This window comes from Streptomyces broussonetiae (genome assembly GCF_009796285.1).
In the GTDB taxonomy this organism is placed as follows: Bacteria; Actinomycetota; Actinomycetes; order Streptomycetales; family Streptomycetaceae; genus Streptomyces; species Streptomyces broussonetiae.
Map to the genome: position 1 here is coordinate 4,388,382 of NZ_CP047020.1, position 14,496 is coordinate 4,402,877.

Annotated in this window: 11 protein-coding genes; 5 read left to right on the forward strand and 6 right to left on the reverse strand. The window is 72.6% G+C overall.

The features are described from left to right. The first annotated feature begins 20 nt into the window (after positions 1-20). Both GQF42_RS20260 and GQF42_RS20265 read left to right on the forward strand, forming a co-directional pair. On the forward strand, positions 21-833 hold the full coding sequence (locus GQF42_RS20260) for a helix-turn-helix domain-containing protein (RefSeq protein WP_158921889.1): 813 nt from the start codon (positions 21-23) through the stop codon (positions 831-833). Further along, the gene (locus tag GQF42_RS20265) at positions 830-1,012 is read left to right on the forward strand and encodes a DUF397 domain-containing protein (protein WP_158921891.1); all 183 of its coding nucleotides are present in this window, start codon (positions 830-832) and stop codon (positions 1,010-1,012) included. Before GQF42_RS20260 ends, GQF42_RS20265 begins: the two co-directional genes overlap by 4 nt. Here the strand turns inward: GQF42_RS20265 and GQF42_RS20270 are convergent. After that, entirely contained in the window at positions 1,000-4,008 is a 3,009-nt protein-coding gene (locus GQF42_RS20270; protein ID WP_158921893.1) for an ATP-binding protein, read from the reverse strand. The genes GQF42_RS20265 and GQF42_RS20270 overlap by 13 nt on opposite strands. Before the next feature lie 88 nt (positions 4,009-4,096). On the opposite strand from GQF42_RS20270, the gene GQF42_RS20275 reads away from it, so the two are divergent. After that, complete coding sequence (locus tag GQF42_RS20275; RefSeq protein ID WP_158921895.1) at positions 4,097-4,606, forward strand: DUF2165 domain-containing protein; 510 nt, start codon at positions 4,097-4,099, stop codon at positions 4,604-4,606. On the opposite strand, the gene GQF42_RS20280 is transcribed toward GQF42_RS20275, so the two are convergent. The 3 genes from GQF42_RS20280 to GQF42_RS20290 form a co-directional block, all read right to left on the reverse strand. Then, the gene (locus GQF42_RS20280) at positions 4,599-5,162 is read right to left on the reverse strand and encodes a hypothetical protein (protein WP_158921897.1); all 564 of its coding nucleotides are present in this window, start codon (positions 5,160-5,162) and stop codon (positions 4,599-4,601) included. The genes GQF42_RS20275 and GQF42_RS20280 overlap by 8 nt on opposite strands. Before the next feature lie 93 nt (positions 5,163-5,255). Further along, the gene (locus GQF42_RS20285) at positions 5,256-7,841 is read right to left on the reverse strand and encodes a bifunctional FO biosynthesis protein CofGH (protein WP_158921899.1); all 2,586 of its coding nucleotides are present in this window, start codon (positions 7,839-7,841) and stop codon (positions 5,256-5,258) included. Positions 7,842-8,058: 217 nt separating this feature from the next. Continuing rightward, positions 8,059-8,904, reverse strand: coding sequence for an LLM class F420-dependent oxidoreductase (locus tag GQF42_RS20290; protein ID WP_158921901.1), 846 nt, complete (start codon positions 8,902-8,904; stop codon positions 8,059-8,061). A 166-nt stretch (positions 8,905-9,070) separates the two neighbouring features. Between GQF42_RS20290 and GQF42_RS20295 the strand changes: the two genes are divergently transcribed. Both GQF42_RS20295 and GQF42_RS20300 read left to right on the forward strand, forming a co-directional pair. Beyond that, positions 9,071-10,588 (forward strand): CehA/McbA family metallohydrolase, encoded by a 1,518-nt coding sequence (locus GQF42_RS20295; protein ID WP_158921903.1) that lies wholly within the window; start codon positions 9,071-9,073, stop codon positions 10,586-10,588. Positions 10,589-10,897: 309 nt separating this feature from the next. Beyond that, complete coding sequence (locus GQF42_RS20300) at positions 10,898-11,293, forward strand: nitroreductase/quinone reductase family protein (RefSeq protein ID WP_158921905.1); 396 nt, start codon at positions 10,898-10,900, stop codon at positions 11,291-11,293. Positions 11,294-11,317: 24 nt separating this feature from the next. Here GQF42_RS20300 and GQF42_RS20305 read toward each other — a convergent pair whose 3' ends face one another. Both GQF42_RS20305 and GQF42_RS20310 read right to left on the reverse strand, forming a co-directional pair. Continuing rightward, positions 11,318-12,769: an aldehyde dehydrogenase family protein gene (locus GQF42_RS20305; protein WP_158921907.1), complete on the reverse strand. Its 1,452-nt coding sequence runs from the start codon at positions 12,767-12,769 to the stop codon at positions 11,318-11,320. After that, a complete protein-coding gene (locus GQF42_RS20310) occupies positions 12,766-14,496 on the reverse strand; it encodes an N-acyl-D-amino-acid deacylase family protein (protein WP_158921909.1) in 1,731 nt (576 codons plus the stop codon). Before GQF42_RS20310 ends, GQF42_RS20305 begins: the two co-directional genes overlap by 4 nt.

Genomic DNA, 14,496 nt, shown 5'->3' on the forward strand with positions numbered 1-14,496 from the left:
GTACGTCGCAAGGGGGCAACGTGGAGGACGAAGAGGCCGAGGCCGTACTCAAGATGGTCGGACGGCAGATCAAGGTCTGGCGGGAAGCTGCCGGGCTGAAGCAGGGAGAGCTGGGGGCGCGGATCAAGTACAGCGAGGAGATGGTGTCGTCCGTGGAGCGCGGGCGACGGTCTCCAAAGCCGGACTTTCTCGACGCCGCCGATGAAGTGCTGGGTGCGGACGGGAAGTTGTCCGCGATGAAGGAGGACGTGGAGAAGGCCCGGTATCCGAAGAACGTTCGGGATCTGGCCAAGCTGGAGGGTGAGGCCACTGAGTTGGGGGCTTACGCCGCCCTCCATGTTCACGGCCTCTTGCAGACAACGGAATACGCACGTGCTTTGTATGCCATGCGGCGGCCCTCGTACACCGAGGAGGAGATCGACCGCCTCGTCGCCGCGCGCATGGCAAGGAAGTCGGTGTTCGAGCGGGTACCCCGGGCGCTCATCACGTTCGTCCAGGAAGAGGCAACGCTGAGGCGTCCCATCGGCGGCAAGGTGGTGCTGCGGCAGCAGTTGGAACACCTGGTGGAGATGAGCAAGTTGCGGCATGTGGAGATCCAGGTGATGCCCACGGACTGTGAGGATCACGCGGGCATGATGGGCTCGATCCAGGTGCTGAAGCTCCCGAACGGCAAGACCCTCGGACACACTGAAGGCCAGCTCTACAGCCGGGTCGTCAGCGACCCTCGGGAGGCCCACCTCATGGAGATGCGCTATGGGATGATCCGGGCGCAGGCGCTCACGCCCCGAGAGTCACTCGCCTTCATCGAGAAAGTACTGGAGTTGGAGACATGACCGCCCTGGAGTGGTTCAAGAGCAGCTACAGCGGCAACGACGGCCCCGAATGCGTCGAGGTCGCCATATCCCCCGCCACCATCCACATCCGCGACTCCAAGGACAGGGACCACGGCCAACTCGCCGTGAGCGGAGCCTCCTGGACGGAGTTCCTGGACTTCGCCGTTCACTCCGCGTAGCGCGCCCGCATCGCGTCCCGCGCCTCGATCGCCCGCGCCAGCCGGGGTGCGAGCCGGGTGCGGTCCATGGCGGGGCTCAGGCGGAGGATGTCGAGTGCGTCGGCCAGATCTGCCAGGTCCGGCCAGGAGTGCGGGGCAGTCAGGAAGCGGTGCAGGTCGCGATCCAGTTCGGGCCAGTTCTGGAGGGCCGCGCTGGTCACCGGCCGCACCCAGGTACGGCCGTTCGCACGGGCGAGGCTCGTCCACAGGGGGCGGGCGACGCTCACGCCCTCGGCTGCGCTCACCGCCAGGGCCCGGCGCACGTCCGGGGTCGCCGCCTGCCGGGCCAGGGGCCAGTTCCGGGCGCTCAGCGCGGCGGCACAGCGGACCTCGGCCGTGTCGAGGGCGGCCACCGCCTCCTCGTACCGGCCGTTCAGGAGGTGCACGGCGGCCAGTTGACGGCAGGCCCAGTCCGTGTCCCCGCCCAGCGTGACGTACCGTTCGAGGTCCGACCGCGCCTGCTCCAGCCGGCCGACGCTCATATCCGTCTGGATCTTGTTCGCGAGGGCCCACGCGCCCCGGGGATCCAGTTCCACGGCACGGTAGGCATGGACGAGCGCCCTGTCGTATCTGCCTTGGCGGCTGCGGGCCCTGGAACGGTGCACCAGGGCCCAGGGATAGTCCGGGGTGAGGCTCAGCGCGCGGTCGAGGTCGGCCAGCGCCTCCTCGTCGCGGCCGCGCCTGCCGTGCAGGGCGCCCCGGCTGGCGTAGGCGGAGGCGTACTCCGGGTCCAGCGCGAGGGCCTTGTCGTAGTCGGCCAGTGCCTCCGCCTCGCGGCCCACGGCGGCGAGCGCGTCGCCCCGCTCGCACCGCACCCAGGGCGCCTCCGGGAGGAGCGCCACCGCGCGGTCCAGATCGGCCAGTTGACGCGCGCGGTCGCGCAGCGAGCGGTGCAGCCGGGCCCGGCGGGCCAGGCCCCAGACGAACTCCGGGTCGATCTGCAGGGCCCGGTCCAGGTCGGTGAGCGCCTGGTCGTAGCGGCGCATGGCGTGGTGCGTGGCCCCGCGTACGGCCCAGGTGTCGCGCAGCGTCGGGTCGAGCGCGACCGCCCGGTCCAGGTCGCGCAGGGCGGCGTCGTACTGTCCGCACAGCCGCCGGTAGTCGCCGCGGGAGCTGAGATGGGCGGCGTTGTCGGGGTCTTCGGCGAGGACGCGGTCCAGGTCGGCGACGGCGCCCTCGTAGTCGCGCAGGGCGGCGCGGGTGAGGGCGCGGCCGTGATGGGCGAGCGTCAGCCCGGGCGTGAGGGCGAGGGCCCGGTCGTACTCGGTGAGCGCGCGCTCGGGGGCCTCGGCCACGCGCAGCAGGGTGCCGCGGTTGGCGTGGGCGATGGCCCGGGACGCGGTGTCGAGCGGGGCGTGGTCCAGGAGCAGGGTCAGCGCCTGCTCGGCGGTCCGGGACTCCAGCGCGTGCAGCAGGTCCCGGCCCCAGCGCGTCACGTCCTCGGCCTGGGTGTCCGCTCCGGCCTCCACCAGCATCCGGGCCCAGCGGCGGCCTTCCTCCTCGCGCCAGCCGCAGGCCCGCACCGCCCCGCCGAGCACGAACGCGAGTGCGCTCCGCTCCCCCGCGCACAGCCGGTGGTAGGCCTCCGCGAGCCTCAGCTCCCGCCACTCCTCGTCCGCCCAGGGGTCGGCGAGACCGTCCTGCCGTTCGTGGCGCCACCTGCCGAAGGTCTCCGCGAGCTGCTCCTGCCGCTGCGCCCATCCCCGCGGCGAGCGCCTGCGCTGCATCCGCAGCATCGGGGCGCGCACGACGTCGTGGTACTGCACCCGCTCGCCCCGCTCGCTGACGAACGGCATGCCCCGCAGCCAGTCGTACAGGGCGTCGGCCTCGTCCGGCGTGCACTGCGCCACCGCCCGGAACACATCCGCGTCCAGGCGCCGGGGCAGCGCGCAGGCCAGGGCCACCGACCGGCGCACCGGGTCCGGCTCCCACTTGAGGAACCGGTCCACCGCCGTGGCGCTCGGGTCACCCACGTCGTCCGGGTCGGCGGGGCGGGCCTCGGCCAGGGTGGAGACGAGGACGGGCAGGCCGCGGGTCAGCCGGAGCACCTCCGCGACCACCGGCTCGGCCACCACCCCGCGGTCCGCCAGCAGTCCACGCGCCTCCGCGTCGGTGAACGGGCCGAGCGGCAGGTCGGTCATGAAGTCGGCGAAGCCGCCCCAGCGGGCGGTGTCGAAGGGGCGCTGGCCGGCGGTGACGACGAGGACGTTGGCGGGCAGGGCGCCGTAGCGGTCGGTGGTCATCAGCTCGTGCAGCCAGCCGTCGAGGAAGGGGCCGGTGCGCTCGTAGGTGTCGAAGAACAGGACCAGCCAGCGGACGGACGACGTCACCTCCGCCAGTTCGTCCAGCAGCTTGGGGGTCAGCACCCGCTCCGGGGACAGCACCAGCTGCACGTCCTCCTGGTTGCGGAAGCGGGCGCTCAGCCGGGCCTTCAACCGGGCGGCGGCATCGGCCAGTTGGCCCGCGTCCACCGCTCCGGCGAAGACTCCGGCGCCGGGCACGAGCGTGCCCACGCCCGCCATGCCCAGCCGCACGGCCGTCATGGTCAGCGGGGAGGGGCCCTCGGGCCCGGGTTCCAGGGCCGCGGCCTCGGCCTCGGCGTCGTGCCGCCGCGCCCGGTGGGCGACCAGCGCCTCTTCCAGTTTCCTCAACCGGTGCCCCTGCTGGGCCAGTTGGCGGCACAGGGCGGCCATCGCCTCGGGCACGCTGCCCACGCTCTCGTCGACGTACGCCGTCAGCGCCCCGCGTTCGCGCGCGATCTGCTCCAGCTCCCTGACCAGGAACGTCTTTCCGACACCCGAGTTGCCGTGGACGTGGAAGAGGAAGCGGTGCCGCTCGTCCTCGGGCGCCAGGTCCAAGTTGGCCCGGAAGGCGGCCCGTTCACCGCCGCGGCCCACGAATCCCGCCCGTCTGCGCCGCCCGATGAGGTCCTGCATCGACGGCCGTTCCCGCGTCATGCGTCCGCCCCTCCCCGCCCGGCCCGTCTCTTCATTCTGGCGCAATGCCCCCGCGAGAAGTCGGCTTCTGTCAGGGGAGAATTCAGCCATGAACACCACCCCCACACGTCACACGGGACTCAGACTCGCCGCCGGAGTTCTCACCGGCATACTCGCTCTCTACATCGCCCTGGTCGCCCTCGGGAACATCACCGATTTCGGCACGAACCAGCAGTTCGTACGGCATGTCCTGGCGATGGACACGACCTTCAGGGACCACGACCTGATGTGGCGGGCCATCACCAGTACCGGCCTTCAGGACACCGCGTATGTCGCCATCATCGTGTGGGAGACCGTGGCAGCCCTGGTACTGATCTGGGGGACCTGGCTCTGGGCCTGGCGCAAAGACGACCTCGCCCGGCGCTGGTCCACCTACGGGTTGCTGATGTTGCTGCTGCTGTTCGGTGCCGGGTTCATCGCGATCGGCGGCGAGTGGTTCGCGATGTGGCAGTCGAAGACGTGGAACGGCGAGGACGCCGCGATCCGTGTCTTCACGCTCGCCGGTGTCGCCCTCATCGTCAATCTCCTGCCCGGCGGACGGACTCAGGACGCTAGCTGACGACCGCCACCGTCGTCCCCTTGTCGCCGAACGCCCACAGGGCGGCGCCGTCCGCCTTGGGCATACGGACGCCGCCCAGCTTCTTGCCGTCGGCGGGGGGCGGCGAGGAGCCGTCCAGGGCGTTGGAGAAGGCGACGTTCACGCCGTCCACCTTGGTGAAGTACATGACGTGCTCGATCTCCACGCCGTCCGAGCCCTTGAGGGACTGGATGCGCAGGGTGACCGAGTAGCGGCCGGGCTGCGGGCTCACCGTGCCCGGCCACACCGCGAAGGTGCGGCCCGCCCGGCCGGTCGCGTCGACCAGCCACACCCGCTTCTCGCCGACGGAGTACACGATCCGGCGACCCTGGCCCGACGCGTCCGGCAGCGCGGGCGGCGCCGAGGCGTGCGGCGCGGTGGACGCGTGCGCGCCCGCCGACGCCGACGGCTTCTGATCGGCCACGGCGGCCGTGGGGTGCGGCCCGTGGTTCGCCTGGACGGCGAGGACGACGACGGCCGCGGTCGCGCCCGCCGTCAGGCCGGTGACCCAGGCCCAGGAGGGCAGTCGGGCAGCCACGGGTACGCATCTCCTCCGCTACGGGGCCCCGTCTCAGGTCCGGGGTCGGATCATCGTACTCAGTCTCCTTCCGGGGCCATGACGGCTCCGCCCTCAGTCCAGGACCGGCAGCAGTTCCGGCAGGTGGCCGTCGGAGGCCTCGGCCGCCCGCTGCCGCTCCTCGGGCACCTCGCCGTACAGGGTGGTGCGGGGCCGGGCCGGGCGGCCGGCCGCCTCCGCAACGGCGACGAGGTCGCGGACCGACTTGTACGAGCCGTACGACGAGCCCGCCATGCGGGAGATCGTCTCCTCCATCAGCGTCCCGCCCAGGTCGTTCGCACCGGAGCGGAGCATCTCCGCCGCACCCTCGGTGCCGAGTTTGACCCAGCTTGTCTGGATGTTGGGGATCCAGGGGTGCAGCAGGAGCCGGGCCATGGCCGTCACCGCCCGGTTGTCCCGGGTGGAAGGACCCGGACGGGCGATGCCCGCCAGGTAGACCGGCGCGTTCGTGTGGATGAAGGGGAGGGTGACGAACTCGGTGAAACCGCCCGTCTCGCGCTGGATCCGGGCCAGGGTGCGCAGATGGCCGAGCCAGTGGCGGGGCTGGTCGACATGGCCGTACATCATCGTCGAGGAGGAGCGGATGCCCAGCTCATGGGCGGTGGTGATCACCTCGATCCACGTGGCCGTCGGCAGCTTGCCCTTGGTCAGCACCCAGCGGACCTCGTCGTCCAGGATCTCCGCCGCCGTACCCGGGACGGAGTCCAGGCCCGCCTCCTTGGCCGCCGTCAGCCACTCGCGGATCGGCATCCCGGTGCGCGTCGCGCCGTTCACCACCTCCATGGGCGAGAAGGCGTGGACGTGCATCCCGGGAACCCGCTCCTTCACCGCCCTGGCGATGTCGAAGTACGCCGTGCCCGGCAGGTCGGGATGGATGCCGCCCTGCATGCACACCTCGACCGCGCCCACGTCCCAGGCCTGCTGGGCCCGGTCGGCGACCTGCTCCAGCGAGAGGGTGTAGGCGTCGGCGTCCGTGCGCCGCTGCGCGAAGGCACAGAAGCGGCAGCCGGTGTAGCAGACGTTGGTGAAGTTGATGTTCCTGGTGACGATGTACGTCACGTCGTCGCCGACCGCCGACCTGCGCACGTCGTCCGCGATCCGGCACAGCGCGTCCAACGCCGGACCGTCCGCGTGCAGCAGGGCGAGCGCCTCGGTGTCGGTCAGCCTCGTCGGGTCGTCGGCCGCGGTGCGCAGCGCCTGCCGCACGTCGGTGTCGATGCGCTGCGGGGTCATCCCGGGAGCCGCCGCCTCGCGCAGCGCCGCCCAGTCGCCGTACACCTCGTCGAAGTCCTCGCGCCGGTCGGCGGTGCGGCCCTCGGTGTCGATCGCCACGTGGAGATCCGTGCGGCCCGCCGCCGTGAACACCTCCTCCGGCTCCTGCCAGGGGTGCCCCTCGACCACCGCGTCCTCGCGGGCCAGCCCCGTCCGCGGGTCGGCGAGGGCGCTCACGTGCGGGCGCAGCCGCGGGTCCAGCCAGGGCTCGCCGCGGCGCACGAACTCCGGGTAGACGCAGAGGCGCTCGCGCAGCCGGAAACCGGCGGCCGCCGACTTCTCGGCCAGCTCCTCGATCTGCGGCCAGGGGCGCTCGGGATTGACGTGGTCGATGGTCAGGGGCGACACCCCGCCCCAGTCGTCGATGCCGGCGCCGATCAGCCGCTCGTACTCGGAGTCGACCAGGTTCGGCGGGGCCTGGAGGCAGGCCGACGGGCCCATGATGTGCCGGGCGACGGCCACCGTGGCGACCAGGTCGTCCAGTTCGGCGTCCGGCATGCCGCGCATCGCCGTGTCCGGCTTGGCGCGGAAGTTCTGGATGATCAGCTCCTGGATGCCGTGGTAGGCGCGGGAGACCTTCCGGAGCGCGAAGAGGGACTCGGCCCGCTCCTCGTACGTCTCACCGATGCCGATGAGCAGACCGGAGGTGAAGGGCACCGAGGAGCGGCCGGCGTCCTCCAGGACCCGCAGCCGTACGGCCGGTTCCTTGTCCGGGGAGCCGAAGTGCGGGCCGCCGGGCTCGGACCACAGGCGGGTCGCGGTCGTCTCCAGCATCATGCCCATGGAGGGCGCGACGGGCTTGAGGCGCTGGAAGTCCGTCCAGGTCAGCACGCCCGGGTTGAGGTGGGGCAGCAGGCCCGTCTCCTCCAGGATGCGGACGGAGACGGCGCGGACGTAGGCGATGGTGTCGTCGTAGCCGTGCGCGTCGAGCCACTCGCGCGCCTCGGGCCAGCGCTCCTCCGGCTTGTCGCCGAGGGTGATGAGGGCTTCCTTGCAGCCGAGGGCGGCGCCCTTGCGGGCGATGTCCAGCACCTCGTCCGGGGACATGAACATCCCGTGCCCGGCCCGGCGCAGCTTGCCGGGGACGGTGACGAAGGTGCAGTAGTGGCACTTGTCCCGGCACAGCCGCGTCAGCGGGATGAAGACGCTCTTCGAGTACGTGATGACACCGGGCCTGCCCGCCTGCTCGAGACCCGCGTCCCGCACCCGGGCGGCCGACGCGGCGAGGTCGGTCAGATCCTCGCCGCGGGCCTGGAGCAGCACCGCGGTCTCGGCGACGTCGAGGGCGACACCGTCCCGGGCGCGTTTGAGGGCGCGACGCATGGAGTTCTCGGTCGGGCCGGTTCCGGAGGTCGCGGAAGTCGTCATTCTCCCACCATACGTTCGGCGTGATCAGGGCCTACGGCTCCATCCGGCCTGCCGGAAGCCACGGCGGAGCCGCACATCGACGCAGCCCGCGCCCCCGGCGGAGTGGGGAGGGGGGGGCGTGCGGTGCACGGCCGGCCGCGGGTGCGTCGTGACTGGTCGCGCCCACGGGGCGGAGCCGCAGCTCGACGCGGCCCCGCGCCCCTTCTTCCCGCACCGCCTACAGGAAGCTCGCGTAGTCGTCCAGCACCCGCAGCACCTCGGCCTCCCCCGCCGACGGCAACTGGAGTACGACCTCCTCGATGCCCAGCTCGGCGTAGTGGGCGAGCTTGCCCGGGGCGGGCAGGACCGCGTACGGGACGATGTGCAGGGCGGCGGGGTCGCGGCCCGCGTCCGCCCACACCGAGCGCAGGACGGGGAGGGACTCGGTGAGGCCCCGGCCACCGATCGGCAGCCAGCCGTCGGTGTACTCGGCGATGTGCGCGAACAGTTTGGGTCCGGCGGCGCCGCCGACGAGGGTGCGCGGGCCGGTGATCCGGCCGCGCGGCTTCTGCGCCGGCTTCGGGTGGGCGTGGCTGGCCCGTACGCTCCCGAACTCGCCCTCGTAGGACCTCGGTTCCTCGGCCCACAGTGCCTGCATGAGCCGGGTCCGGTCCCGGACCAGCTCCCGGCGGGCGCGCCAGTCGACGCCGTGGTCGGCCGCCTCCTCGACGTTCCAGCCGTAGCCGAGGCCGAGCGTGAGACGACCGCCGGACAGGTGGTCGAGGGTGGCGATCTGCTTGGCGAGGGCGATGGGGTCGTGCTGGGCGACGAGGGTGATGCCGGTGCCGAGGGTCAGCCGCTCGGTCACGGCGGCGGCCTGGCCGAGGGCGACGAAGGGGTCGAGGGTGCGGCCGTATTCGCGCGGGAGGTCGCCACCGGCCGGGTACGGGGTGGTCCGTTCGACGGGTATGTGGGTGTGCTCGGGCAGGTAGAGGCCGGCGTAGCCGCGCTGCTCGAGTTCGCGGGCGAGCCGGACCGGTGCGATGGTCTCGTCGGTGAGGAAGATGGTGACGGCGATACGCATGACCCATCTGTACCGGGCCGGAATCGCAGTGTCCATACCGACCGGTCGGCACAGCCTGGTTCGCACATCCGTGTCACGCGCATGACACGCAGCCGTTCGCCAACTCCCGTTCGCCAACCCCTTTCTCTTTCACGGGAGTTCACGCCGAGAGGGGAGAATGACCGCCATGTGTGACGACACGCACGGCCAGGCCCAGGGCATCGGCAGACGCGCGCTGTTCGTGACGGGTGCCGCCGCTGCCCTTACGTTGGGAAGCGTGAGCTTCGCAGCGGCGGACGGTCAGCACCAGGAGACCCGGACGGTACGCGGCACCCTGCCGCCCGGCTCCCCCGACTTCGTGTACGTGCCGGTCGAAGTCCCCTCCGGCGTCCAGGAGATCAAGGTCTCCTACACCTACGACAAGCCCTCGGTCCCGGCCGGCACCCAGGGCAACGCCCTCGACATCGGCCTCTTCGACGACCGCGGCACCGAGCTGGGCGGCCGGGGCTTTCGCGGCTGGTCGGGCGGCGCCCGCACGGAGTTCTTCGTGCGGGCCGACGACGCGACCCCGGGCTATGTCCCCGGCCCGGTACGGGAGGGCACCTGGTACGTCGCGCTGGGCCCCTACACGGTGGCGCCGCAGGGGCTGACGTACGAGCTGACGATCACCCTCACCTACGGCGCGGCGGGCCGGACACCGCACCCGGTGTACCCGCCCTCCCGGGCGAAGGGCCGGGGCCGGGACTGGTACCGGGGCGACTGCCATCTGCACTCCTGGTACTCCGACGGCCGCCGCACCCCGGCCGAGATCGCGGCCCTGGCGCGGGCGGCGGGCCTGGACTTCATCAACTCCTCGGACCACAACACCCACTCCTCGCACCCCCACTGGGCGGACCAGGCGGGCGACGATCTGCTGATCATGCTCGGCGAGGAGATCACGACCCGCAACGGCCATGTGGTGGCGCTCGGCACGGAGCCCGGCACGTTCGTGGACTGGCGCTACCGGACCCGGGACAACCGCTGGGCCCGCTTCGCCCGGGACGTCCGCCGGGCCGGCGGCCTGGTCGTCCCCGCCCACCCGCACGCCACCTGCGTCGGCTGCGGCTGGAAGTTCGGCTTCGCCGAGGCGGACGCCGTGGAGGTGTGGAACGGCCCGTACACCCCGGACGACGAGGCGACCCTGGCCGAGTGGGACAACACCCTCGTCGCGGCCGTGCGGCAGGGGCGGGCCTGGCTCCCGGCGATGGGCAACAGCGACGCCCACCGCGACCCGGACGTCGTCGGCTCGCCCCAGACGGTCGTCCTCGCCGACGACCTGACCCGGGAGGCGATCCAGGAGGGCATCCGCTCGGGACGCTCGTACGTGGCCGAGTCGAAGAACGTCGTCCTCGGCTTCACGGTGACGGGCGGACGCGGGCGGCAGGCGGGCATCGGGGAGCGGCTGGAGGTGGCCGCCGACACCCCCGTGACCGTACGGCTGGAGGTCGCGGGCGCCCCGCGCTGCTCGGTCCGCTTCGTCACCGACCAGGGCGTGCTGTACACCAGCGATCCGCTGCCGGTGTCGGGCGCGGGCACGGTCGAGTGGCGTACGACGCCCACCTACGCGGCGTACGTGCGTGCCGAGGTGCGGCACGAGACGGCGGCCGGGCCGGTGCCGGGGGCACTGGCGGCGTTCACGAACCCCGTCTTCCTCGGCACCGTGTGATCACCGAGTCCCTCCCTCCCGGCCCGGGCCTGCCGATCCGGCGGCCCGGGCCAGAGGGCGGGCCGGACGGTCTGGTGCATGTGACCGGCGTCGTCGCCCGCGCCGTCCAGCGCGTGCGCCTGCCCGGACATCCCGGACTTCGCCGTGCAGCCGTCCGCAGACGCGCCCATCACGCCCCCCGTTGCGTGGATAAAGACCGCAGGGGAGGCTGGCCCGCGACAGTTGCAGGAACGTCCAGGCGTCACATGCCCCGCACGGGGCCGACACACCCTCACCGCCGTACGTCCGCCAGACCGGAGAAGGACCGACATGTCAGGCCTCGCAGCACGCAAGCACCGCGTGGTGACCCTCTTCCAGCGGCACGTCGCCAACCCCCTGAACCGACGGCTGCCGTTCCAGACCCTCCTGGAGACCACCGGCCGAAGCTCCGGCCTGCCCCGGCAGACCCCCGTCGGCGGTCGCCGGGTCGGGGACGCCTTCTGGCTGGTCTCCGAGTTCGGCCACAAGGCGCAGTACATCCGCAACATCCAGGCCGACCCGAGGGTCCGCGTCCGCCTGTCCGGCCGCTGGCACCACGGCACCGCCCGACTCCTGCCCGACGACGACCCCGTCGCCCGGCTGCGCGCCCTGCCCTTCTTCAACAGCACGGCGGTACGGGCCTTCGGCACGGATCTGATGACGGTGCGGGTGGATCTGGAGGACTGACGGGGCAGGACCGGGAGCCGGGGGTCAGCCCGGCCAGACGATGGCCTGCACCTCGCTGTAGGCGTGCAGGGCGTACGAGCCCACGTCCCGCCCCACCCCGCTCTTCTTGAACCCGCCGAACGGCGCCTCCATGTTGCGGCCGACGGTGTTGACCCCGACCCCGCCGGCCCGCAGCCGGCGGGCCACCCGGAAGGCGCGGGCGACGTCACCGGACCAGACGTAGTCGATGAGCCCGTAGTCGGAGTCGTTGGCGAGGGCGACGCCCTCGTCCTCCTCGTCGAAGGGGATGACGCAGACCACCGGCCCGAAGATCTCCTCCCGGGCGGCCCGCATGTCGTTGGTGCAGTCGGCGAGCAGCGTCGGAGCGACGTAGAACCCGCGTTCCAGAAAAGGCCGTTCACCGCCCGCGACCACGGACGCGCCCTCCTTGCGGCCGAGTTCGACATAGGACTCCACCCGCGCCCGGTGCTCGGCCGAGATCACCGGCCCGACGACCGTGTCCGGCGCGGCCGGGTCCCCGACCTTCAACCGGCCCGCATATGCGGCCAGTTGCTCCACCAGCCGGTCGTACACCCCGCGCTGGGCCAGCACCCGGGTCGGTGCCGTGCAGATCTGCCCGCTGTAGAAGGAGAAGGTGGTGCCGATGCCGGCGACGGCCGAGCCGAGGTCGGCGTCGTCGAACACCAGGGCCGCGCCCTTGCCGCCCAGCTCCATCAGCTGGCGTTTCATGTCCCGCCCGCACACCTCGGCGATGCGCCGCCCGACGGCGGTGGAGCCGGTGAAGCTCACCATGTCCACGTCCTCGCAGGCCACCACCGCCTCGCCCACGGCCACGTCCCGCCCCGACACGACGTTCACCACTCCGGGCGGCGCCCCGGCGGCCTCGAGCGCCTCGGCCATCCGGTAGACGGACAGGGGGTCCTGCGGGGCGGGTTTGACGACCACCGTGTTGCCCATGGCGAGCGCCGGGGCGACCTTCCCGGCCGGGTTGGCCCACGGGTTGTTGTAGGAGGTGACGCAGGTGACGACCCCGACGGGCTGCCGCACGGCCAGTGCGCCCATCACACCGGCCCGGCCCATCGGACCGGCCTCGTTGATCTGCGGGGCGACGGCCCACTCGGCGGGCTCCACGCTCGCGTACCGGCGGAAGCGGGCGGCGGCCACCCCGACCTGCATCGCGCGGGCCGTCCCGGTGGTCGCCCCGGTCTCGGCGCGGGCCAGATCGGCGTACGGCGCCAGGTGGCCGCGGATGATCTCCGCCGCCCGTCCCAGCACCGCCGCCCGCTCCTCGGGCCGGGTCCGCGACCACGCCCCGAACGCCTCACGGGCCGCCGCGCAGGCCGCCCGTGCCTGCTCCGGCGAGGCCTCCGGCGCCCAGCCGGCACTCTCCTCGGTGGCCGGGTCGGTCACCGGGTAGTGGCCGCCGTCCGGCTCCACCCACTGCCCTCCGACGAACAGCCGCTGCCCCTCGCTCACCGTGTGCTCACCGTCCGTGTGTCCCGCCCCGAGCGCAGCACCCTGCCCGGTACGGCCCCGCTCACCGCGTCGTCCCGGATGGCCTCGACCCCGTTGACCCACACGGCCCGTATCCCGATCGCCCGGGAGTCCAGGCGGGGGCTGTCCCCCGGCAGGTCGTGCACCAGCCGGGCCTGCCCGGCGTCGATCCGCTCCGGGTCGAGAAGCACGAGGTCGGCGTGCCAGCCCGTGCGCACCTGCCCGCGCTCGTGCAGCCCGAAGAGCCGTGCGGGGTCGTCGGTGAGCATCTTCACCGCCTGCTCGAACCCGACCAGCTTCCGGCCGCGCAGACAGTCGCCGAGGAAGCGCGTCGTGTACGGTGCCCCGCACATCCGGTCCAGATGCGCCCCCGCGTCGGACCCGCCCAGCAGCACGTCCTCGTGCTGCCAGGTCTCGGCACGCAGCGCCCAGGAGGCGGGGTCGTTGTCGCGGGGCATCGGCCACAGCACCGTACGCAGTTCGTCGTGCGCGCAGATCTCCACCAGGCAGGCGAAGGGGTCCAGCCCCCGCTCCTCGGCGATGTCGCGCACCACCCGGCCGGTCAGGCCCCGGTTGGCCTCGCTGTAGGTGTCCCCGATGACGTAGCGGCCGAAGTTGGCGAGCCGCCGGAAGACGCCCGCCTCCTTGGACCGGGCCTGTCGCAGCATCTCCGCCTGGACGGCCGGGTCCCGCAGCCGCGCGATCCGCTCCGGCACGGGCAGGGCGAGGATCGGCCCCCATCCAGGGATGAGGTTGAGGGCGCAGAAGGTGCCGAGGGACATGTTCATCGGGGTGAGGATCGGCATGGTGAGGGCCACCACCCGGCCGCCCGCCTTCCGGGCCCGCTCGCTCGCGCTGAGCTGCCGGGGCACCCGCTCCGGGACGGCCGCGTCGATGGTGAGCACGTTCCAGTTGAGCGGCCGGCCGGCGACCGCGCTCATCTCCACGAGCAGGTCGATCTCGTCGTCGCTGAACTGGTCCAGGCACCCGGCGACGATCGCCTCGATCTGCGTGCCCTCGTGCTCGCCGACGGCCCGGGACAGGGCGAGCAGTTCGGCGGGCCGGGCGTGCCGGGAGGCGACCGGCTGTCCGTCGCCGTCGGAGTGGGTGCTCGACTGGGTGGTGGACAGGCCCCAGGCACCGGCGTCCATCGCCTCGTGCAGCAGCCGTACCATCCGCTCCAGTTGCTCCGCGTCGGGCTGCCCGCCCACGGCGTCCGGTCCCATCACATGCCGGCGCAGCGCGCAGTGTCCGACCATGAAGCCGGCGTTGACGGCGATCCGTCCGTCGAGGGCGTCCAGGTACTCCCCGAAGGAGTTCCAGCTCCAGGGTGCCCCCTCCTCCAGCGCCACCAGGGACATCCCCTCCACCTTGGCCATCATCCGCCGGGTGTAGTCGGCGTCCTGGGGCCGGGCGGGGTTGAGCGGGGCGAGCGTGAACCCGCAGTTGCCGGCGGCGACCGTGGTCACCCCGTGGTTCAGCGAGGGCGTGGCGTAGGGGTCCCAGAAGAGCTGGGCGTCGTAGTGGGTGTGCGGATCGACGAAGCCGGGGGTGAGGACGAGTCCCGTGGCGTCCTCGCTCGTGCGGGCCTCCTCGGTGATCCTGCCGACGGCGGCGATCCGGCCCTCGCGCAGGCCGACGTCGGCGGTGAAGCCGGGCGCGCCGGTGCCGTCCACGACGGTGGCGCCCTTGATCAGGTGGTCCAGCAT